This is a genomic window from Curtobacterium sp. RM9, assembly GCF_054956955.1.
Genome location: NZ_CM143271.1, coordinates 1,445,111 through 1,465,385 on the forward strand (window position 1 = coordinate 1,445,111; position 20,275 = coordinate 1,465,385).

The following is a 20,275-nucleotide window of genomic DNA, read 5'->3' on the forward strand; positions in this document are numbered from 1 at the left end:
GTGTGCGCGTGAACGCGTTCCGCATCGGGTTCATGGGTGCCATCGGCGTGCTCGTCGCGCTCGTCGCCGGCTCCGTCGTCCAGCAGCTCAGCACCGTCCTGGTCTACATCGGGGTGGCGCTGTTCCTCGCGCTCGGCATCGACCCGCTCGTGTCGTTCCTCGAGCGGTACATCCCGCGGTGGACCGCCATCACCGCGGTCGTCGTCGGTGTGCTGGCGGCCTTCGCGGGCGTCGTGTTCGCGGTGGTCCCGATCCTGGTGCAGCAGGCGACGAACCTCATCCAGAACTTCCCGGACATCGTGCAGGACCTGTCCCGGCAGCAGTGGGTGCAGGACCTCTCCGAGCAGTTCTCCGGGTCGTTCGACATCGACCACGCGCTGCAGTCCGTGCAGTCGTTCGTCGAGAACCCGGGCAACCTGCTCAGCCTGGGTGGCGGGATCCTCGCCGTCGGCAGCGGGATCCTTTCCGGGCTGACCGGTGCCGTCATCGTGATCATCCTCATGCTGTACTTCCTCGCGTCGATGCGCGGGATGAAGTCGATGACCTACCGGTTCGTGCCTGCCTCCCGCCGCAGCAACTTCATCGACGTCAGCGAGCAGATCACCCAGGCCGTCGGTCGCTACGTCGTCGGGCAGATCTCCCAGGCCCTCATCAACGGCATCCTGAGCTTCTTCTTCCTGCTCATCATCGGCGCCCCGCTGCCCGTGCTCCTGGCGTCGTTCGCGTTCATCGGGTCGCTCATCCCACTCGTCGGCACCCTCGCCGCGGCGATCGTCATCTCGCTGCTCTGCTTCTTCGCCTCGCCCGCGACGGCACTCGCCGCCGCGATCTACTACCTCGTGTACATGCAGGTCGAGGCCTACGTCATCTCGCCCCGGATCATGTCCCGCGCGGTCCAGGTCCCCGGCGCGCTCGTCGTCATCGCGGCGGTCGCGGGCGGCACCATCGGCGGTGTGCTCGGCGCGCTCGTCGCCCTGCCGGTCGCCGCGTCGGTGATCATCATCGTGCAGAAGGTCATCTACCCCCGCCAGGAGCAGACGTGACCGACGCCCGGACGGACCGTGCGGCGCACGCGGTCGAGCGGGACCGTTGGGCACGGAGCGCGCGCGGCCCCCTCGCGCTCGTCAACACCGAGCGGGTGGAGCAGCCGCAGCAGGTCTGGCCGGCGCCGGGCACGTGGGCCCCGGCTCCCGGCGGGCTGACGGTCACCGCGGTCGCGGCGGACGGCGTGGTCGTCGACGGCGTGCCGGCGGACGGCACGGTCCTGGTCGCCGGCGACGAGGCCGTCGTCCCGTCCACCGTCGCCTTCCCGGACGGCCGGGGCGGCACCGTCTCGCGCGGGTCCCTCCGCGTCTGGGACCCCGCAGCCGACGGCGTCGCCCGCTTCGCGCGCATCGACCGCTTCGCGGACTCCGACGCGTGGGTCACGACCGGCAGGTACGAACCCGTCGACGGTCTGGAGGAACGGGGCAGCGTCGTCGACGCCGCCGGCGATCCGCTCCCGGTCGCCGGGCACATCCGGACGGCCTTCGGCAGCACCGACGTCCGGTTCGTCGTCGTGCGGTCCGCGCCCTTCCGGGGGACCGCGCGACTGCAGCTGATCGTGCAGGACGGCACGAGCGCGCTCCCCGAGGACGACCCCGGCAGCAGCTACTCGATGGGACGCTTCCTGTACCTCGACGACCCCGGCGCCGCGGCGGACGTCGAACTCGACTGGAACCTGCTCGTCCTGCCGCCGTGCGCGTTCTCGTACCTCTACGCCTGCCCGATCCCACCCGCGGAGAACCGCGTCACGATGCGGATCGAGGCGGGGGAGCGACACCCGGTGGACGCCGACGGGCACGTCCTGCACTGATCTGCTCAGGTGCCTGGCGTTCCCAGCGCCCAGGCTGCATAATGGGCGTGTCCGCTGGACATCACAATCGCATATCGATGGTTCCGATCCGCAGCCTCCGGATCAGGTCGATGGGGAAGTCGCACCTGACGAATCGGAGGAATCGTGACCGGAACGACCACCGGGGTGCTCTACGTGCACTCCGCCCCACGCGCGCTCTGCCCACACATCGAGTGGGCAGCAGGTGGCGCCATGAACCGTGCCGTGAACTTCTCGTGGCTCGATCAGCCCGCGCAGGACGGCGCGCGCCGGACCGAGTTCACCTGGACGGGGTCCGTCGGGACCGGCGCGGCGATCGCCTCTGCCCTGCGTGGCTGGGAGCACCTCCGCTACGAGGTCACCGAGGAGCCGACCTCGGCCTCCGACGGTGGGCGCTGGATGCACACGCCAGACCTCGGCGTGTTCTACGCGCAGACCGACGTCACGGGCAACATGGTCGTGCCCGAGGACCGCGTGCGCTACGCCATGGAGGTCGCGGGCAGCAACGCGCTCGAACTGCACCGGGAGCTCCGGCTGGCGCTCGGGCAGGCCTGGGACGACGAACTCGAGCCCTTCCGGCACGCCGCCGAGGGCAATCCCGTCGTCTGGCTCCACCGCGTCGGCTGACCCCAGCCCGCCGGACCCCTCCGATCCAACGAACGCCGCCCGCCCGGGCGGCGTTCGTCGTCTCCGGTGCCGCCCCCTCCGCCTCCGCCTCCGAGCGTGCAAGATCTGTCACGCTCGACGTCGCCGGTCGACGAATGCTGCCCGTACGGCGAACGCGAGCGGCATGTCGTGCACACTCGGAGTCCGGCGATCGCGGCGCTTCGACGGAGTCGGCCGGCCCCGACACTCCCGGCGTCGTGCGGCCCGCGTGCAAGATAAGTCACGCTCGACGTCGCCGTTCGACGACTTCTGCCCGCGCGACGAACGCGAGCGGCATGTCATGCGCGCTCGACCCCTCGCGACGCACCGCACCGCACCGCGCCGCGACCGGGCACGACGGAGGCCCGCCTTGCGGACGCAGGACGGGCCTCCAGGCCGGCGCAGCCGACAGTTGGTCCAGCCGGATCAGGCGGTGCGGAACGCCACCACGGCGTTGTGCCCACCGAAGCCGAACGAGTTGCTCACCGCGAGCAGGTCGCCCGCGGGCAGCTCGCGCGGCGAGGTCGCGACGTCCATCACGATCTCCGGGTCCTGCTGGGTGAGGTTGATCGTCGGCGGGGCGACGCGCTCGTGCAGGGCCAGCACCGTGAACGCGGCCTCGATCGCACCGGCGCCGCCGAGCAGGTGACCGGTCGACGCCTTGGTCGCCGAGACGACCACGTTGTCGAGGTGGTCCCCGAACACACGACGCATCGCGTGGTACTCGGCGACGTCGCCCACCGGGGTGGAGGTGGCGTGCGCGTTGACGTGCACGACGTCCTCACGCGAGGCACCGGCGTGCTCGAGCGCGGTGATGACGGCGCGGGCGGCGGCGCTGCCCTCGGGATCCGGCGCGGTGATGTGGAAGGCGTCCGAGGTGATGCCGGCACCTGCTACCTCGGCGTAGATCTTCGCACCGCGGGCCTCGGCGTGCTCCTTCGTCTCGAGGATGAGCGCCGCGGCGCCGTCACCGAGCACGAAGCCATCGCGCGTCACGTCGTACGGACGCGAGGCGGTCTCGGGGGAGTCGTTGCGACGCGACAGGGCCTGCATCGCGGCGAACGCGGCGAGCGGCAGCGGGTGCAGCGCGGCTTCAGCACCACCGGTGATGACGATGTCGGCGTCGCCGTCCGCGATGTGCCGGTAGGCCTCGGCGAGGGACTCGGTCGAGGAGGCACAGGCGGAGAGGTAGGTGCGGGCACCGCCGCGGGCGCCGAACTCCATCTCGATGGCGGCGGCGGGACCGTTCGCCATGAGCATCGGGACCGTCATCGGCAGGACGCGACGCGGACCCTTCTCGCGCAGGGTGTCCCAGGCGTCGAGCAGCGTGTTGACGCCGCCGATGCCGGTCGCCCAGTCGACGATGAGGCGCTCGGGGACGACGGTCTCGGGGTCGATCCCGGCGTCGGCCCATGCTTCACGCGCGGCGACGAGCGAGAGCTGCGACGACGGGTCGAGGCGCTTCGACTCGGGACGGGTGAGCTGGTCGGTGAGGAAGCGGCGCGCCTGGCCCGCGAACTCGACGGGGATCTCGAGCGACGAGTAGCGCTCGTCCTCGATGCGGGTGATGCCGGACTCGCCGGCGAGCAGCGCGGCCCACGTCTCCGGGGCGGTCGCGGCGAGGGGTGTGATCGCACCGATCCCGGTGACGACGACGGTCTTCTTGGTCATGGACGACGGTTCTTTCGTGTGGACGAGCCAGCGGGACGGTCGCCGCTGCGGTGAACGAGACGAGCGCCGCGGACCGCGGTGTGACCGCGGCCGCGGCGCTCAGGAAGCTCGCGTCAGGCCTGGGCCTTGACGATGTAGTCGACGGCGTCGCCCACGGTCTTGAGGTTCTTGACCTCTTCGTCCGGGATCTTCACGTCGAACTTCTCCTCGGCGTTCACGACGATGGTCATCATCGAGATCGAGTCGATGTCGAGGTCGTCGGTGAACGACTTGTCGGCGGCGACGGTGTCGGTCGCGATGCCGGTCTCGTCGTTGATCAGCTCGGCCAGGCCGGCGAGGACTTCTTCGTTGGACAGGGCCATGAGTGTTCTCCTTGAGGGGGGTGTCGTGTGACCGTGGACCAGCCTAGGGCACGGGCCGTACCCGTGCCCGTCAGGCGCGGGGACTAGGGGAGGACGACGACCTGCGCGCCGAACACGAGACCGGCTCCGAAGCCGATCTGCAGCGCGAGGCCGCCGGACAGCTCCGGGTGCTCGTCGAGCAGCCGGTGCGTGGCGAGCGGGATGCTCGCGGCGGAGGTGTTGCCGGTCGTCGTGATGTCGCGGGCGATCACGACGGACTCGGGGAGGCCGAGCTGCTTGGCGAACTCGTCGATGATGCGGATGTTCGCCTGGTGCGGCACGAACGCGGCGAGGTCGCCCGGCTGGACGCCGGCGGCCTCGAGGGCCTGGCGCGCGACCTTGACCATCTCCCACACCGCCCAGCGGAACACCGTCTGACCGGCCTGCCGCATCGTCGGGCGGGGTGCGCCGGCGGCCCACTCGTTGTAGGTCGCGGTCATGCCGATCGCGTCCCACTTCGAGCCGTCCGAGCCCCAGATCGACGGGCCGATGCCCGGATGGTCGCTCGGCCCGATGACCGCGGCACCGGCGCCGTCGCCGAGCAGGAACGAGATGGACCGGTCGGTCGGGTCGACGACGTCGCTGAGCTTCTCGGCACCGACGACGAGCACGTGGTCGGCCAGGCCGGACTTGATGAACGAGTCCGCCTGCGCGATGCCGTAGGCGTACCCGGCGCACGCGGCGCTGATGTCGTAGGCGGCCGCCGGGGTCGCCCCGATGCGCTCGGCGAGCAGGGACGCCATCGAGGGCGTCGCCACGGTGTGCGTCACGGTGCTGACGAGCACGACGCCGATCTGTGACGGCTCGATGCCGGCCTTCTCGATGGCCTCGCGCGCGGCGGCCTCGGCGAGGTCGACCGCCTCGACGTCGGCGCCGGCCCGCTTGCGGGTCACGATGCCGGTGCGCTGCCGGATCCACTCGTCGGACGAGTCGATCGGGCCGACCAGGTCGTCGTTCGGGACGACGTTCTCGCCGCGTGCCGCGCCGAAGGCGAGGATGCGGGTGAACTCGTGGCCGCGACGCTGCTGCAGCAGCGGACGGGAGGCGCGGGGCGCTGCCGCCTCGTCGGCTGCGGTGGTCGGGGTGGTGCTGTCGGTCATGCGGTTGCGTCTGCTTCCTGGCCTGCGGTCTCGCGGTCGCGCTCCAGGAGCTCGATCGCGGCGGGCAGGTCCTCGGGGGTCTTGATGGCGACGGTCGGCGTCCCGCGCAGGCCGCGCTTGGCGAGGCCGACGAGGGCGCCGGCGGGCGCGAGCTCGATGATGCCCGTGACACCGGCGGCCGCGAACGACTCCATCACGGCGTCCCAGTGCACGGGGTTCGCGATCTGCTGCACCATGAGGTCGACGAAGCGACGTCCGTCCTCGACGCGGGAGCCGTCGGCGTTCGTCCAGAGCGGCAGGGTCGGGTCCTGCGTGGCGACCGCGGCGGCCGCGGGGGCGACGCGCTCGACCGCGGGTGCCATGAAGCGGGTGTGGAACGCGCCGGCCACCGCGAGCGGGACGACCCGGGCCTTCGCGGGCGGTTCGGCCGCGAGGGCGGCGATGCCGTCGGCCGGCCCGGCGACGACGGTCTGGCCGCCGCCGTTGTGGTTCGCCGGCACGAGGCCGTGCCGGGCGAGCGCCTCGGCGACCTCGTCGGCGTCGCCACCGAGGACGGCCGCCATCGACGTGGGCTCGAGCGCGGCCGCGTCGGCCATCGCACGGCCGCGGGCGGCGACGAGGGACACGGCGTCGCTGGCCTCGAGGACCCCGGCGACCCCCGCGGCGGTGAACTCGCCGACCGAGTGTCCGGCGACGCCGCCGACGAGCGCGCGGCGGCCGTCTGCGAGCAGGGCGTCCGCGGTGACCAGCCCCGCGGCGACGATGAGCGGCTGCGCGAGGGCGGTGTCCTTGATGGTGTCCGCGTCGGACTCGGTGCCGTGGCGGACCAGGTCGACGCCGATCGCCTCGGACCACGCACCGACGCGGTCACGGACGGCGGCGTCCTCGAGCCAGGGGGCGAGGAAGCCGGGGGTCTGGGAGCCCTGTCCGGGCGCGACGACGACGATCACCGGACAATCCTCCCGGCCACGCCGCGCCGGACCCGTGTGGACATCCCACACAGATGTCGCGCGGACGTTGTGCGGTTCCCACCGGACAGGACGGATCGCAGCCGCGGCGGCACGAGCTGGCTCAGCGCCGGTGCGGCAGACGGCGACGCCCGGCCGACGACTCGGACATCGCGCCGAGGATGAGCGCCGACTGCACGATGAGGGCGTCACGGGCGTGCGTGGCGTCCCAGCCGATGATGTCCGCGACGCGGCGCAGTCGGTACCGCACGGTGTTCGGGTGCACGAAGAGCTCACGCGCCGTGGCCTCGAGGGACCGGCCGGTGTCGAGGTAGCACCAGAGTGTCTGGAGCAGCTCGGTGGACTGGTCCTTCAGCGGTACGTAGATGCGCTGCACCAGGGCCGACCGGGCGAGCGGGTCGCCGGCGAGGGCCCGCTCCGGCAGCAGGTCGTCCGCCAGGGCCGGACGGGGCGCGCCGCGCCAGGCCCGTGCGACGGCGAACCCGGCGAGGGCGCCCTTCGCGCTGGTCGAGGCGTCGACGACCCCGGGGACCTCGTTGCCGAGGACCAGGTGCCCCTCGCCGAAGGACGGTTCGAGCGCCTGCGCGATCGCCGTGAACGAGACCGGCTCCTCGCCCTCCGGGACGTCGTCGCGCGGGGTGGCGCGTCCGATGACGACCACGAGCCGGGAGCCCTGCACGCCGATGAGCACGTCGGCGTCCATGTGCCGGGCGGTCCGGCGGATCTGGTCGACCTCGAGCTGCTTCGGCGCGTTGCCGACCAGGACGGAGACCTCGCCGTGCCCGTGCCACCCGAGGGCCGCGATGCGCGAGGGCAGTTCGTCGTCGTACTCGCCGGAGAGGATCGAGTCGACGACCAGTGCCTCGAGCCGAGCGTCCCACAGCCCGCGGGCCTCGGCGGCTCGGGCGTAGACGTCGGCGGCGGCGAAGGCGATGTCCCGCGAGTACTTGAGGATCGCCTCCTGCAGCATCTCGTCGTCCTTCGCCCGCTCCTCGACCACGGTGACGACCACCCGGATGAGCTGCAGCGTCTGCTGGAGGCTCACGGAGCGGAGGAGTTCCCGCGGTGCTGAGCCGAAGACGTCGGCGGCCGCGATCCACGGGGTGGACGCGGTGCCTTCGAGCCAGGAGATGAACGAGGTGATGCCCGCCTGCGCGACGAGCCCGACGGCGGAGCGCCGGCCCGGCGGCATCTCGCTGTACCAGGGGAGCGTGTCCTCGAGCCGCTTGATGGTGGCGGTGGAGAGTTCACCGGAGACCTGACGGAGCCAGGAGAGTGCGCGTTCCCGCGCAGCCTCCTGGCTCCCGGCGTCCGGTCGGACGGTCGTCACGTGTGACTCAGGACTCGCCGCCGGCGCTGCCGGTGGTGCCCGCGGTCACGTCGTGCAGGCGGTACTTGTCGATCGCCTGCTGGACGAGCGCGTGGTCGACCTTGCCCTGCTTCGCGAGCTGCTGCAGCGTCCGCACGACGACCGAGGGGCCGTCGATGTGGAAGTAGCGGCGGGCCGCCGGACGGGTGTCCGAGAAGCCGAAGCCGTCGGCGCCGAGCGTGGCGTAGTCGGTCGGCACGAACGGGCGGATCTGCTCCTGCACGGCGTGCATGAAGTCGCTCACCGCCACGACCGGGCCCTCGGTGCCGAGCAGGCGCTCGGTGACGTAGGCCGTCCGGGGCTGCTCGTTCGGGTTGAGGAACGCGTGCTGCTCCGCGTCGAGACCGTCGCGGTACAGCTCACCCCAGCTCGTCACGCTCCAGACGTCGGCGGACACGCCCCAGTCCTCGGCAAGGAGCTGCTGCGCCTCGAGGATCCACGGCACGGCGACGCCGGACGCCAGGAGCTGCGCCTTCGGTCCGTCGTGCTCGCTGCGCTTGAGCAGGTACATGCCCTTGACGATGCCCTCGGCGTCGACGTCCTCCGGCTCGGCCGGCTGCACGAGCGGCTCGTTGTAGACCGTGAGGTAGTACATGACGTTCGGGTCGCTGTGCTTCGGCGAGCCGTCCTCGTTCGTGCCGTACATGCGCTCGAGGCCGGCCTTGACGATGTGGCCGATCTCGTACCCGTAGGCCGGGTCGTAGGACACGACCGCCGGGTTCGTCGTCGCGAGGAGCAGCGAGTGGCCGTCGGCGTGCTGCAGGCCCTCGCCCGTGAGCGTCGTGCGGCCTGCGGTGGCGCCGATCATGAAGCCGCGCGTCATCTGGTCGCCGGCGGCCCAGATGGCGTCGCCGGTGCGCTGGAAGCCGAACATCGAGTAGAAGACGTAGACCGGGATGAGCGGCTCGCCCTGCGTCGAGTACGACGTGCCGACCGCGGTGAACGCCGCGAGGGCACCCGCCTCGTTGATGCCGACGTGGATGATCTGGCCCTGCGGGCTCTCCTTGTACGCCAAGAGGAGCTCGCGGTCGACCGACGTGTAGTGCTGGCCGTTCGGGTTGTAGATCTTCGCGGTCGGGAAGTAGGCGTCCATGCCGAACGTGCGGGCTTCGTCCGGGATGATCGGCACGACGCGGTCGCCGAAGTCGGGGGAGCGCAGCAGGTCCTTGAGCAGGCGCGCGAACGCCATGGTCGTGGCGACCTCCTGCTTGCCGGAGCCCTTCTTGACGACCTGGTACTTCGAGTCGTCCGGCAGGGTGACCTGCGTGTACTTCGTCCGGCGCTCGGGCACGTAACCGCCGAGCTCCCGGCGACGCTCGTGCATGTACTGGATCGCCTCGTCGTCGTTGCCCGGGTGGTAGTACGGCGGCGTGTAGGGGTTCTCCTCGAGCTGCGCGTCCGTGATCGGGATCCGCATCTCGTCGCGGAACTGCTTGAGGTTGTCGAGCGTCAGCTTCTTCATCTGGTGGGTCGCGTTGCGGCCTTCGAAGCTCGGGCCGAGGCCGTAGCCCTTGACCGTCTTCGCCAGGATGACCGTCGGCTGGCCCTTGTGCTCGGTCGCCGCCTTGAACGCCGCGTAGACCTTGCGGTAGTCGTGGCCGCCGCGCTTGAGGTTCCAGATCTGGTCGTCGGTGTAGTCCTGCACGAGCTCGAGCGCCTTCGGGTCGCGCCCGAAGAAGTTCTCGCGCACGTAGGCACCGTTCTCGGCCTTGTACGTCTGGTAGTCGCCGTCCGGCGTGGCGTTCATAAGGTTGAGGAGCGCGCCCTCGGTGTCGCGGGCGAGCAGGTCGTCCCACTCGCGGCCCCAGACGACCTTGATGACGTTCCAGCCCGCACCGCGGAAGAACGCCTCGAGCTCCTGGATGATCTTGCCGTTGCCGCGCACCGGGCCGTCGAGGCGCTGCAGGTTGCAGTTGATCACGAAGTTGAGGTTGTCGAGGCCGTCGTTCGCGGCGACCTGGAGCTGACCGCGGGACTCGACCTCGTCCATCTCGCCGTCGCCGAGGAACGCCCAGACCTGCTGGTCGGAGGCGTCCTTGATGCCACGGTTCGACAGGTACTTGGCCTGCTGCGCCTGGTAGATCGCGTTGATCGGGCCGATGCCCATCGACACGGTCGGGAACTGCCAGAAGTGCGGCATGAGGCGCGGGTGCGGGTAGGACGAGAGTCCGCCGCCGGCGTGCGAGTGCTCCTGACGGAAGCCGTCGAGCTGGTCCTCGCTCAGACGCCCTTCCATGTAGGCGCGGGCGTACATGCCGGGGGAGGCGTGGCCCTGGAAGAAGACCTGGTCGCCGCCGGACGCGTGGTCCTGCGCGCGGAAGAAGTGGTTGTAGCCGACCTCGTACATGGCGGCGCTCGACGCGTAGGTCGAGATGTGGCCGCCGACGGCGATGCCCGGGCGCTGCGCGCGGTGCACCGTGATCGCGGCGTTCCAGCGGATCCACCGGCGGTAGCGGCGCTCGAGTTCCTCGTCGCCGGGGAACTCCGGCTCGTCCTCGGGCGCGATCGTGTTCACGTAGTCGGTCGTCGGGACCATCGGCACGCCGAGGTGCAGCTCGTTCGAGCGCTTCAGCAGGCTCTGCATGATCTCGCGGGCCCGCTGGTGGCCGTGCGTCGCGACGAGACCGTCGAGCGACTCACGCCACTCTGCGGTCTCCTCCGGGTCCTGGTCGGTCCCTGCGGTGCTGCGCGGGTCCTGGTCGTTCACCGTCACCCTTGACCTCGTTCGTTCTCGTGGTGGTGGACATGGCGACCCCCGCTCGGTCGGATCACGACCGGGGCGGGGACCGCCACCACTCTAGGCCCCACGACCGACCGGCAGCCTGATGGTGACGTGCACGTGGACAGGTGCTTGCATTCGGGGGTCGTCGGCGTACGATTGCCGATCGTGCACGCGCGACCTGCCCGTGCACACGCGACACGGGCACACCCCACAGCCCGGGGAAGAAGCAACGCCAGATGGCCCTGGAGATCGGCTCACTCGCGCCGGACTTCGAACTCCCGAACCAGTTCGGTGAGCACGTCCGCCTCAGCGACTTCCGCGGCATCCGCCCGGTCGCACTCGTCTTCTTCCCCCTCGCGTTCTCCTCGGGCTGCACGAACGAGCTCTGCACGCTGCAGGACAACATCGCGATGTTCGAGGACCAGCGCGTCGAGCTGATCGGCATCTCCGTCGACTCGAAGGCCACGCTCCGGTCGTTCGCCGAGCAGCACGGCTACGACTTCGAGCTCCTCGCCGACTTCTGGCCGCACGGCGCGGTCTCGAAGGAGTACGGCGTCTTCCTCGACAAGAAGGGCTTCGCCACCCGCGCGACCTTCGTCATCGACGTGCAGGGCCGCATCAAGGCGTCGATCATCACCGAGCCCGGTCTGCAGCGCGACGTCGCCGAGTACCGGGCGGCCCTCGACCGGCTCGCCGCCTGCGCGACGCCCGTCGCCGTCGGCTAGCGCTCCGAACGTCTCGTGCGGTGACGCGTCCGCGTCACCAGGAGACGCCCTGGAGGCACGGTGCACGCAACGCAGGCCGACGCGCGTGCGGCGGGGCGCGCCTCCAGTGCGTACGCACCGTTCGCGGTCGTCGCCGACCCCGACCGGTGGGCTCTCACCACCACCGTCGTGGCGACGGCGGGCGGCCCGACGGTCGTGCAGCACCGACCGGGGCCCGACCCGCTGCTCCTGCTGCACGGCGTCGCCGGGTCGTGGACGACATGGACGCCGCTGCTGCGCGCCGCGGACGGCGTCGCAGGACGCGGACTCGTGCTCGTCGACCTGCCGGGCTGGGGCTCCTCGCCCGCTCCGGAGACGCCCCTGGACACCGACGGCGCCGTCCGCGTGCTCGACACGGTGCTCGACGCACTGGGCGTCGACGCCGTCGACGTCGTCGGCCACTCGATGGGCGCGTTCGTCGGGCTGCACCTCGCGACGCTCCGCCCGGAGCGGGTGCGGTCGCTCGCGCTCGTCAGCGGCACCACCGTCGCCACCGCCGACGCCGCGCGGCACCCGCTCCGTGCGCTGCGGACGCTGCCGGCCTTCACGCTGCTGCGTGCCGGACTCGCCGTGACGCGCGGCGCGGCGGTGCCGCTGCTCCGCGGGGCAGCGCGGATCGGCCTGCTGCCGGTGCTCGCCGCGCCGGTGTTCGCGCACGTCCGCCGGCTCGACCGGAGCGTCCTCGACGCGTTCGTCGACGAGTTCCGACCGCGGGCGTTCCTCGGCGCGGCGCGCTCGGCCGCCCGTCACGACGTCGCGCGGTGGCGGGACGTGCGGTGCGCCGTGACGGCGGTCGCCGGGCGGGGCGACGTGTTCGCGCGGGTACGGGACCTCGACGACCTGACACAGCTGCTGCCCGACGTGCGGACGGTGCTGCTCGACGACTGCGGGCACTTCGCGCACGTCGAACACCCGGAGGCGGTCGCGCGGGCGCTCGGGCTCGTCCCCTGACCGTCGCGCCGGTTCAGTGGAAGCGCTGCACCAGGCCGGGCACGGCGCCGTCGGGGGTGAGCCGCACGAGTCGGTACGACGCGCCGCCGTCGTACGCGAGGACCACGGTGTGCCCCTCCCACAGGTACGGGTAGGCGCTCGGCACCGGTCGGTTCGCGGTGAACTCCGACAGCACCGCGCTGCGTTCGATCGACGAACCGTGGATGTCGTACACGGCGACCTCGTCGGGAGAGCTGCCCGTGGCGAGCCGGCACGTCGTGTCCACGAGGTACTGCCTCCCACCGTTCCCACGGAGGTCTCCGGAGGCGGTCACGAGCGTGGCGAGGTCGCCGGCGCAGATCTGGAGACCAGGGTGCTGCGTGGCGGCGACGGCCGCCGTGAGCCCGGGCACGGTGTCGGAGCCGGGGTAGCCGTCCTGCCGACCCGGTCGCGGCGGCTGCCCCTGCGGGAACGTCGCGGCCGGGGTCGCGGTGACGGTCGGCGTCGCCGTCGGGGCGCTCGTGCCGTCCGTCGGGTCGCCGGTGGGGCCCGTGCTGGTCGACGCCGTCGTGTCGGTGCCGGCCGTCGCGGCGGCGGACGGCGCCTCGGTCGTCGCGGCCGTCGTGACGCCGGCGGCCGCGCAGCCCGAGAGCAGGACCGCGGTGACCGCGGCGAGGAGGAGCGGAGTGGTGCGCTGCATGGTGTGGTGTCCCTTCCGACGGGCCGGTGCCCGCGTCGGGACCGACGGTAGGCACGACGCGTCTCGCTCCCGTGACGACCCACCCTGCCGGACCCCGCCCGGCGCGGACGCATCCGCGCCGCGACGTGCGAGCATCTGTGTCGGAACTGACACATCCCTGCACCACGGCGGACACCGAGAGGAGCCAGGCTCGCACCGTGACCCCCTCCGCCCGCCTCCGCACCCTCGGCCTGACCGCGACCGCCGTCGCCGTGGCCGGCGTCCTCGCCGTCTCGGTCGGCGCGATGGCCGCGCCGCTCGACCACGACCGAGCGCCCCGCACCGCCGTCCTCGACCTCGCCGACGCCTACTACGCCGGATGTGGCGAGCAGGCGGCCACCGAGCCGGCGTCCGTGCCGATCTGGTGCGCCTCCGCCGACCAGCGGCTCGAGAACCTCGTCTGGTCGTCGTGGGGCGGACGGGACGCCCTGGCGACCGGGATGCTCACCGACAACCCGTGCGACTGCGCCGACGGCACCGTGACCGCCTACCCGGTGGCCGTGCGGTTCGACGGGGTCACGACGGTCGGCGAGGTCCGGCGGTACGAGCGGCTCAGCATCACGTTCGCCGCAGCTCGTCCGACCTGGGCGACGCGCGCCACCATGCACTTCCTCTGGGGCGACCTCGGGTTCGTCAGCGACCAGGAGCGACCGTGAACGCCGCGCCGCCGACCGGTGCGCTCGTCGGGACCGCCGACGGGCGCTCCCCGCTCGTGCTCCTGGCGGAGGACGACCCCGACGTCCGCGAGACCACCCAGCTCCTGCTGCTCCGCCGCGGGTGGCGCGTCACGGCGACGGTCGACGGCGTCGACGCGCTCGCCGCCGTCGGGGTCGAGACGCCGGACGTCGCCGTCGTCGACGTCGCGATGCCGCGGATGAACGGGCTCGACCTGACCGCACGGCTCACCGAGGCCGGCATCCCGGTGGTGCTGCTCACCGCCCGCAGCCTGCCGGTCGACGAGGTGCACGGGCTCTCGGCGGGGGCCGACGACTACGTCACGAAGCCGTTCGACGCGGACGTGCTCTCCGCTCGGCTGCAGGCCGTCCTGCGCCGTCGGCGGGGGCCCGTGGGCGCGGTCGCCGTCGTCGGCGACGTCCGGATCGACGTCGGTGGGCGTCGGGTCGAGCGCGCCGGCACGCCCGTCCCGCTCAGCGCCGTCGAGTTCCGCGTGCTCGAGGCGCTGCTCCGCAACCGCGGTGCCGTCCTCAGCCGCGAGCAGGTGGTCGCGATGGCGTGGGACAGCACCTGGCAGGACCCGCGCATCGTCGACACGAACGTGCAGCGCCTCCGTCGGAAGCTCGGGCCGGACCTCATCGAGACGGTCCGCGGCTTCGGCTACCGCATCGAGGTCGCCGCCCCGTGACGTGGTCCTCCGGCGACGCGACCGTCCGACGGCCCGCCCCGCCCGCCGTGCACGTGCCGTGGTGGCGGTCCCTCCGTGCCCGGACCGCCGTCGCCATGACGGTCCTCGCGACGACGCTCGTCGTGGCCGCTGGAGCGGTGTTCGCGCACACCGCCCTCGACGACGCGACCGACCAGCTCCGCCAGCAGGCGCTCACGCAGCTCGACGAGACGATCGCCACGCAGTCCTTCGGCGGGGCGCTGCCCCCGCGCGCGACCGACGACCGCTCGGTGCTCCCGGCACCGCTGCGCTCCGCGGTGGCCGACGGGGTCACCGCGACGTACGACGACGGCACGTGGATGTGGGCGGCCCGCGAGCAGGCGTCCGGGTTGATCGCGATCCGCGTCGACAACGAGGCGCTCCGGGCCCAGTGGGCGAACCTGCAACGCACCTTCGTGCTCGCCGCGGTGCTCGCGGCCGTGCTCGCTGCCGCGGGGTCGTGGATCGCGGCCGGGCGCCTCACCGGCCGTCTCCGTCGCGCCGCCCGAGCCGTCGACGACACCGTCGCCGGTCGTGCCGCCGCCGAGGTCCGCGGGGACGACGAGGTCGCCGTGCTGTCCCGCGGGCTCGCCGAGACCGCGGCGGCGCTCGCCCGGAGCCTCGACCACGAGCGGGCGATCAGCGCCGAGGTGGCCCACGACCTCCGCACGCCCGTGACGGCGCTCGTCGGGGCGGCGGAGCTCCTGCCGGACGGTCCGGATGCCGAGCGGGTGCGGCGGGTGGCGGCCCGGCTCCGACAGCTCCTCGACGACCTCCTCCACCTGTCCCGTGCCGCGCACGAGGTCGGCGACGTCCGGGCGGTACCGGCCGACCTCGGTGCGACCGTGGCGCAGGTGCTCGACGACGAGGGACTCCGCGACCGGGTGCGTCTCGAACGGCTGCGGTCGGAGCGGGTCCTGGTCGACGCCGGTCACCTGGCTCGGGCGCTCGCGAACCTCGTGGCCAACGCCGAGCGGCACGGCGCGCAGCCCGTCACGGTCGTCGTGGACGGCGCGGTCGTGTCCGTGCGCGACGCCGGGCCCGGCTTCCCGCCGGACGTCCTGCGGGACGGCCCGCGTCGGTTCGGCGCGCTCGGGTCGCACGGCGGGTCGGGGATCGGGCTCGCCATCGTGCTGCAGCACCTCGCGGCGTTCGGGGCCGTGCTCCGGCTGGCGAACACCGACCACGGCGCGGTCGCCTCGGTCGAGCTGCGTCCCGCGCGCGGACGCTGACCGGACAGCACGCCGCGCCGCGCATCACGGCTCAGGCCGTCGCGGTCACTGCATCCAGAGCAGCGCGAGACCGATGACGGCGGCGAAGGTCACGCCGATCGCCACCTCGAGCACGAGGACCACGAGGTCGTCGCGCTCCGGCACGTCGTCGAGGTCGGTGGGGCGGTGGGTCGCACGGGTTCGCATGCCCGCACGCTAGGACCGTCGTGTGGCAGCCCGACGGCACCGACCAGGGACGACGGCCGCCTCCCGCGCCGCGATCGGCGCGGGACCGCGGCGCGGCTCGTCACCGAACTGACACACGGCCGCCGCGACGGACGGGGAGGCATCAGCGGTACTGCGGTGGCCAGTCGAACGGTGCGGGCAGCCGGGGGACCTCGCCCGCGGTGGTGACGGCGAGGACGATCTGCCGACGGTCCTCCAACGCGATGTCCCGCGGGTTGCCGAACCACCGCCGGCCGTCGACCCACACCGTCAGGTCGCCGTGCAGACCGCCCACCCGCCACGCGTCGAGTCGGACGCCCCACTCGTCGAAGAACTGCCCGAGCCGGAAGGTCTCGCGGGTCGGCGATTCCACGTGCAGGATCCCGGAGGTGTCGTGCGTGTGCAGCTGTGCGGCGAAGTCCTGCGCGTCGGAGTGCCCGACGTTCGCCGGCACCGTCACGGAACGGTCCCCGTCGAGGATCGTCAGGTGCGTGTGCACGTGCTCCGCGAGCCGTTCACCCCACACGTTCTGCAGCCCGGCGGCCTGGGCCCGCGCCGTCAGGTCGGTCGGCGCCGCCCACGGGGGAGCGGCCGTCGACGTCCCCGCGCCCGGCACGGCGCAACCGGTCACCAGCACGAGCACGACCGCGGCCGTCGCGGTGACGGCTGCGGCGCGTCGGCCACCACGACTGCGCGCCGGAACCGGCCCGCGGTCGCGGCTCGGCGCGCGGACGTGGCCCGGCCCGGGTCCGGTCACCAGCGCTCGTGCACCGCGGCGCGGAACCACTCGTCGTAGAGCTCGTGCACCGTCTCGTCGAGCCCCGGCACCTCGGCCAGCGACCCGGCCCCGGCGTTCGACACGGCCTGCTGCGGGTTCCGCGCGCCGGGGATCGCGGCTGTGACGCCGTCCTGCGCGACGACCCACGCGAGGGCTGCCTGCGGCACCGAGACGGCGTCGGGCAGCGACGCCGCGAAGGCCTGCGCCGCCTGCACGCCGTCCTCGAAGTCGACGCCGCTGAAGGTCTCGCCCTGGTCGAAGGCCTCGCCGTGGCGGTTGTAGTTGCGGTGGTCCTGCTCCGGGAACGCGGTGTCCACGGTGTACTTGCCGGACAGCAGCCCGGACGCGAGGGGCACGCGGGCGAGGATGCCGACGCCGGCCTCGCGCGCGGCGGGCAACACCCGGTCGAGCGGCTTCAACCGGAAGGCGTTCAGGATGATCTGCACCGACGCCACCCCCGGTCGCGCGATCGCGGTCAGGGCCTGGTCGGCGGTCTCCACGCTCATGCCGTACGCCGCGATCGAGCCGTCCTGCACGAGCGCGTCGAGGGCGTCGTAGACGGCGGCGTCCTCGAACACGGCGGTCGGCGGGCAGTGCAGCTGCACGAGGTCGAGCGTGTCCTGCCGCAGGTTGGTCCGCGACCGGTCCACCCACTCGCGGAAGTGCTCCGCCACGTAGTTCGACGGCACCTGCTCCGCCCGACGACCCATCTTCGTGGCGACCGTCAGCGGCACGTCGGGGTTCGTCGCGCGCCACGAGCCGATGAGCTGCTCGCTCCGCCCGTCCCCGTAGACGTCGGCGGTGTCGAAGAGGGTGACGCCGGCCTCGGCGGACGCGTCCATCACGGCGTGCGCGTCCGAGTCGGTGACGGGACCCCAGTCCCCGCCGAACTGCCAGGTGCCGAGGCCGACGACGGACACGGTGCGGCCGGTACGGCCGAGGGTGCGACTCTGCATGCGATCGAGCGTAGTCACCGCGTGCGGTGCACGCGCTCGGTTCGTCCGCTGGCGGGCGGGTCACGGCGTGCCGTGGACGGGACCACCCACCGGTCTGGAGGCACGGTGCCGGCCCGCACCGCGCCTCCAGACCTGTGGGCGGGACGGCAGACGGCGGTGCGGCCGCTCAGCCGGCCGTCGCGACGCCGTTGCGGAGCAGGGCGCGCGCGGCGCGCGCCCGCGGGATGACCCACGCTGCGCTCCACAGACCGTAGGCAGCCCAGAAGCAGAGGAGCATCGTCGAGACGACGGCGCCGTTCTGGTCGCGGAGGGACCACGTCATCGCGGACCAGAAGGTGCAGAGGACGATCTTGCCCCAGCCGGCTGCCTCGTGGTCGGCCTGCGCCTGGACGAGCGGGATCCACTCGGCGGCGGGCACGTTCGACGGGACGTTGCCGTCGACGATCCAGTCGCGGACCTCCACCGAGCGGCGGTACCCACCCTCCGCCCGCCAGGAGCGGAGCTGCAGGACGACACCGGCCGCAGCGCCGACGGCCGCCGCCGGGATGCCGACCGAGACGAGGGTCGTCGTGGTGGCGCCGGTGAACGACGAGACGAGGAGGACGGCGAGGACGACGGCGAACGCGGCGCCCGCGATGCCGGTGCCGAGGAGGCGCAGCCGCCCGGCTTCGTCGAGCAGGCCGACTCCGTTCACGATGGGTCAGCGTACCCGGCGGTCCCGTAGAATCGAGGTGAGGGCCTTTAGCTCAGCTGGTAGAGCGCCACGTTTACACCGTGGATGTCGTCGGTTCGATCCCGGCAGGGCCCACCAGCGCTGCCGTGCTGCTGCTTGTCCTGGGGCTCCTCAACCTGATCATCAACACCGGCCGGATCGGTTCGTGGTTGCCGCTGGTCGTGATCATGCCCTGGTCGCTGTACCTCGGTGTGTGGAGTCTCCGCAACCAGGACGATCGCTGACCCATGACGAGTACAAGTGCTCGTCTGAGAGTCGATCGATCAGCGGGCGAGAACGACCACGACCCGTATCGCAGGATCAGAGGAGGCACGCCGTCATGGATCATCCCGAGCTCGTCACCGTCGCTGACCGCCGCATCATGATCGGCGTCCTCGCGAACCTCGCTGCAGCCTTCCTCGGCGCGGTCGACCACCCTCGCGCTGCCGGCCCACTCATGCGACACATGACCGACAGGTTCCGCAGCGACCTCGGACGTGATCTGGGGCACCCTCCGACCGACCAGGAGTGCTCCGAAGCCCTCGAAGCGCAGATCGACCGCCTCCGACACTCCGTGGGCGAGTACGACTGATCGCGTCCGACAGTCGATCCGGAACGGGCAGGCACGTGGTCCGATCCTCGCGCCGCGCAGGCGGGATCGGCTCCCGTCAGCCTCTGGTCAAGCGTTGGGGCACACCTCTCATCACTTGCTGGTGTTGATCGCTACGTTCTCATCATGGGGAACGTCGTACCGGGAGTGATCGCGTTCGCGGCCGGGGTCCTGCTCGCGGTGGCTGCGCTCGTGCCGTGGACGGCACGCGAGTACCACCGCAGAGGCCGGCTCAGCCTGCGCCGCGCGCTGGTGGCGTTCGGCACGCTCGTCTACGCGCTGGCGCTGGTCACGTACACGTTGCTCCCGCTGCCCGACGACGTCACGACGATGTGTCGGTCGGTGATGGTGCCGCAGGGTCGCCCGTTCGCATTCGTCGGCGACATCGCGCGGGAGGGCGGACTCGGCGGACCACGCGCGGTCCTGACGAACCCCGCGGCTGCGCAGGTGGTGTTCAACGTGCTGTTGTTCGTGCCACTCGGTGCGCTCGTACGGGCCGCGTTCGCGCGGCGGCGGCCGATCCTCGGGTTGGTCGTCGGACTCGTGGCGGGCCTCGTGGTCTCGCTGGTCATCGAGACCACGCAGCTCACCGGGGACTGGTTCCTCTACCCGTGCGCCTACCGCCTGTTCGACGTCGACGACCTCATCGCGAACACCTCCGGGGCCGTCCTCGGCACGCTCCTCGCTCCGGTGGTCGGACTCCTCGTCCGCCCTCGGGACGACGCGCCGGCAGAGCAGCCCCGGCCGGTGACCGCGGGCCGGCGCCTGTTCGGCATGCTCGCGGACGCGCTGGCGACCTGGCTCACCACCGCCGGGGTGAGTGTCGGGATCGCGCTCGTGTGGGCCCTCGCCGGCGGGAGCCCCGACGACCGCGGTCGAGCGGTGTCGATCGCCGTCGCTGCGTTCGTCGCGCCGGCGGTGCAGCTCGGCATCGTCCTCACCTCCGGCCGTACGCTCGGAGAGCATGTCGTCCGACTCCGACCCGCTCCCGTGCCCAACGTGGGGAAACGGGCGGTGCGCTGGGCGCTCGGGTCGGGCGGGTGGGGCGTCCTGCTCGCGGTCGACGCTCCCGCGGCCGGGCTCGTCGCGTTCCTGCTCGCGGTCCTCTCGGTCGTCGCCGTGTGGACAACTCGCGACCGTCGCGGTCTCGCGCTGGCGTGCATCGGTGCCGGGATCGAGGACGACCGAGCACCGTGACAGACCTGGCTCCCGACGAGTGC

Annotated in this window: 22 protein-coding genes and 1 tRNA gene; 12 read left to right on the forward strand and 11 right to left on the reverse strand. The window is 72.4% G+C overall.

What is annotated here, in order from left to right:
- The first annotated feature begins 8 nt into the window (after positions 1-8).
- From ACY3FI_RS06790 to ACY3FI_RS06800, 3 genes are all read left to right on the forward strand, one after another.
- Positions 9-1,043 carry an AI-2E family transporter gene (locus ACY3FI_RS06790; protein WP_462550025.1) on the forward strand — a complete coding sequence of 345 codons (1,035 nt, stop codon included), beginning with the start codon at positions 9-11 and terminating at the stop codon, positions 1,041-1,043.
- Entirely contained in the window at positions 1,040-1,855 is an 816-nt protein-coding gene (locus ACY3FI_RS06795; protein WP_462550026.1) for a DUF1684 domain-containing protein, read from the forward strand. Before ACY3FI_RS06790 ends, ACY3FI_RS06795 begins: the two co-directional genes overlap by 4 nt.
- Before the next feature lie 141 nt (positions 1,856-1,996).
- Complete coding sequence (locus ACY3FI_RS06800; RefSeq protein ID WP_462550322.1) at positions 1,997-2,500, forward strand: DUF3145 domain-containing protein; 504 nt, start codon at positions 1,997-1,999, stop codon at positions 2,498-2,500.
- A 444-nt stretch (positions 2,501-2,944) separates the two neighbouring features.
- Here ACY3FI_RS06800 and ACY3FI_RS06805 read toward each other — a convergent pair whose 3' ends face one another.
- The 6 genes from ACY3FI_RS06805 to aceE form a co-directional block, all read right to left on the reverse strand.
- Complete coding sequence (locus tag ACY3FI_RS06805) at positions 2,945-4,189, reverse strand: beta-ketoacyl-[acyl-carrier-protein] synthase family protein (RefSeq protein WP_462550027.1); 1,245 nt, start codon at positions 4,187-4,189, stop codon at positions 2,945-2,947.
- 113 nt (positions 4,190-4,302) lie between these two features.
- Positions 4,303-4,551, reverse strand: a complete 249-nt coding sequence (locus ACY3FI_RS06810; protein ID WP_022903951.1) for an acyl carrier protein — start codon at positions 4,549-4,551, stop codon at positions 4,303-4,305.
- A gap of 83 nt (positions 4,552-4,634) precedes the next feature.
- A complete protein-coding gene (locus ACY3FI_RS06815) occupies positions 4,635-5,690 on the reverse strand; it encodes a beta-ketoacyl-ACP synthase III (RefSeq protein ID WP_462550028.1) in 1,056 nt (351 codons plus the stop codon).
- Positions 5,687-6,640 (reverse strand): ACP S-malonyltransferase, encoded by a 954-nt coding sequence (locus ACY3FI_RS06820; RefSeq protein WP_462550029.1) that lies wholly within the window; start codon positions 6,638-6,640, stop codon positions 5,687-5,689. The genes ACY3FI_RS06815 and ACY3FI_RS06820 overlap by 4 nt, the downstream gene beginning before the upstream one ends.
- A 121-nt stretch (positions 6,641-6,761) precedes the next feature.
- On the reverse strand, positions 6,762-7,988 hold the full coding sequence (locus ACY3FI_RS06825; protein WP_462550030.1) for a PucR family transcriptional regulator: 1,227 nt from the start codon (positions 7,986-7,988) through the stop codon (positions 6,762-6,764).
- Positions 7,989-7,995: 7 nt separating this feature from the next.
- A complete protein-coding gene (aceE, locus tag ACY3FI_RS06830) occupies positions 7,996-10,740 on the reverse strand; it encodes a pyruvate dehydrogenase (acetyl-transferring), homodimeric type (protein WP_462550031.1) in 2,745 nt (914 codons plus the stop codon).
- Between the two features lie 245 nt (positions 10,741-10,985).
- On the opposite strand from aceE, the gene ACY3FI_RS06835 reads away from it, so the two are divergent.
- A complete protein-coding gene (locus ACY3FI_RS06835) occupies positions 10,986-11,474 on the forward strand; it encodes a peroxiredoxin (RefSeq protein WP_462550032.1) in 489 nt (162 codons plus the stop codon).
- Between the two features lie 60 nt (positions 11,475-11,534).
- Positions 11,535-12,464: an alpha/beta fold hydrolase gene (locus ACY3FI_RS06840; RefSeq protein ID WP_462550033.1), complete on the forward strand. Its 930-nt coding sequence runs from the start codon at positions 11,535-11,537 to the stop codon at positions 12,462-12,464.
- Positions 12,465-12,477: 13 nt separating this feature from the next.
- On the opposite strand, the gene ACY3FI_RS06845 is transcribed toward ACY3FI_RS06840, so the two are convergent.
- Entirely contained in the window at positions 12,478-13,143 is a 666-nt protein-coding gene (locus ACY3FI_RS06845; protein ID WP_462550034.1) for a hypothetical protein, read from the reverse strand.
- A gap of 197 nt (positions 13,144-13,340) precedes the next feature.
- On the opposite strand from ACY3FI_RS06845, the gene ACY3FI_RS06850 reads away from it, so the two are divergent.
- Genes ACY3FI_RS06850 through ACY3FI_RS06860 form a run of 3 tightly spaced genes read left to right on the forward strand, consistent with a single transcriptional unit; the run spans position 13,341 to position 15,795 of the window.
- Positions 13,341-13,838 carry a hypothetical protein gene (locus ACY3FI_RS06850; RefSeq protein WP_462550035.1) on the forward strand — a complete coding sequence of 166 codons (498 nt, stop codon included), beginning with the start codon at positions 13,341-13,343 and terminating at the stop codon, positions 13,836-13,838.
- The gene (locus ACY3FI_RS06855; RefSeq protein ID WP_462550036.1) at positions 13,835-14,545 is read left to right on the forward strand and encodes a response regulator transcription factor; all 711 of its coding nucleotides are present in this window, start codon (positions 13,835-13,837) and stop codon (positions 14,543-14,545) included. The genes ACY3FI_RS06850 and ACY3FI_RS06855 overlap by 4 nt, the downstream gene beginning before the upstream one ends.
- Complete coding sequence (locus ACY3FI_RS06860) at positions 14,542-15,795, forward strand: sensor histidine kinase (protein ID WP_462550037.1); 1,254 nt, start codon at positions 14,542-14,544, stop codon at positions 15,793-15,795. The genes ACY3FI_RS06855 and ACY3FI_RS06860 overlap by 4 nt, the downstream gene beginning before the upstream one ends.
- Positions 15,796-15,840: 45 nt before the next feature.
- Here ACY3FI_RS06860 and ACY3FI_RS06865 read toward each other — a convergent pair whose 3' ends face one another.
- The 4 genes from ACY3FI_RS06865 to ACY3FI_RS06880 form a co-directional block, all read right to left on the reverse strand.
- Positions 15,841-15,981 carry a hypothetical protein gene (locus tag ACY3FI_RS06865; RefSeq protein ID WP_462550038.1) on the reverse strand — a complete coding sequence of 47 codons (141 nt, stop codon included), beginning with the start codon at positions 15,979-15,981 and terminating at the stop codon, positions 15,841-15,843.
- A 142-nt stretch (positions 15,982-16,123) separates the two neighbouring features.
- On the reverse strand, positions 16,124-16,756 hold the full coding sequence (locus tag ACY3FI_RS06870; RefSeq protein WP_462550039.1) for a hypothetical protein: 633 nt from the start codon (positions 16,754-16,756) through the stop codon (positions 16,124-16,126).
- A complete protein-coding gene (locus ACY3FI_RS06875; protein WP_462550040.1) occupies positions 16,753-17,733 on the reverse strand; it encodes an aldo/keto reductase in 981 nt (326 codons plus the stop codon). The genes ACY3FI_RS06870 and ACY3FI_RS06875 overlap by 4 nt, the downstream gene beginning before the upstream one ends.
- Positions 17,734-17,899: 166 nt before the next feature.
- The gene (locus ACY3FI_RS06880; protein ID WP_462550041.1) at positions 17,900-18,427 is read right to left on the reverse strand and encodes a hypothetical protein; all 528 of its coding nucleotides are present in this window, start codon (positions 18,425-18,427) and stop codon (positions 17,900-17,902) included.
- Positions 18,428-18,468: 41 nt separating this feature from the next.
- On the opposite strand from ACY3FI_RS06880, the gene ACY3FI_RS06885 reads away from it, so the two are divergent.
- The 4 genes from ACY3FI_RS06885 to ACY3FI_RS06900 all read left to right on the forward strand — a co-directional run bounded on the left by ACY3FI_RS06885 (position 18,469) and on the right by ACY3FI_RS06900 (position 20,252).
- Positions 18,469-18,544: transfer RNA gene (locus tag ACY3FI_RS06885), tRNA-Val, on the forward strand.
- Positions 18,545-18,552: 8 nt separating this feature from the next.
- Positions 18,553-18,690, forward strand: a complete 138-nt coding sequence (locus ACY3FI_RS06890; RefSeq protein ID WP_462550042.1) for a hypothetical protein — start codon at positions 18,553-18,555, stop codon at positions 18,688-18,690.
- A 95-nt stretch (positions 18,691-18,785) separates the two neighbouring features.
- Positions 18,786-19,037 carry a hypothetical protein gene (locus tag ACY3FI_RS06895; RefSeq protein ID WP_462550043.1) on the forward strand — a complete coding sequence of 84 codons (252 nt, stop codon included), beginning with the start codon at positions 18,786-18,788 and terminating at the stop codon, positions 19,035-19,037.
- Between the two features lie 144 nt (positions 19,038-19,181).
- The gene (locus ACY3FI_RS06900) at positions 19,182-20,252 is read left to right on the forward strand and encodes a VanZ family protein (RefSeq protein WP_462550044.1); all 1,071 of its coding nucleotides are present in this window, start codon (positions 19,182-19,184) and stop codon (positions 20,250-20,252) included.
- Positions 20,253-20,275 lie beyond the last annotated feature (23 nt).

Excerpts from the sequence above, each read along its gene's own strand:
- ACY3FI_RS06805 (WP_462550027.1), bottom strand. The coding sequence starts at position 4,189 with ATGACCAAGAAGACCGTCGTCGTCACCGGGATCGGTGCGATCACACCC.
- ACY3FI_RS06810 (WP_022903951.1), bottom strand. The coding sequence starts at position 4,551 with ATGGCCCTGTCCAACGAAGAAGTCCTCGCCGGCCTGGCCGAGCTGATC.
- ACY3FI_RS06815 (WP_462550028.1), bottom strand. The coding sequence starts at position 5,690 with ATGACCGACAGCACCACCCCGACCACCGCAGCCGACGAGGCGGCAGCG.
- ACY3FI_RS06835 (WP_462550032.1), top strand. The coding sequence starts at position 10,986 with ATGGCCCTGGAGATCGGCTCACTCGCGCCGGACTTCGAACTCCCGAAC.
- ACY3FI_RS06845 (WP_462550034.1), bottom strand. The coding sequence starts at position 13,143 with ATGCAGCGCACCACTCCGCTCCTCCTCGCCGCGGTCACCGCGGTCCTG.
- ACY3FI_RS06865 (WP_462550038.1), bottom strand. The coding sequence starts at position 15,981 with ATGCGAACCCGTGCGACCCACCGCCCCACCGACCTCGACGACGTGCCG.
- ACY3FI_RS06875 (WP_462550040.1), bottom strand. The coding sequence starts at position 17,733 with ATGCAGAGTCGCACCCTCGGCCGTACCGGCCGCACCGTGTCCGTCGTC.
- ACY3FI_RS06895 (WP_462550043.1), top strand. The coding sequence starts at position 18,786 with ATGGATCATCCCGAGCTCGTCACCGTCGCTGACCGCCGCATCATGATC.
- ACY3FI_RS06900 (WP_462550044.1), top strand. The coding sequence starts at position 19,182 with ATGGGGAACGTCGTACCGGGAGTGATCGCGTTCGCGGCCGGGGTCCTG.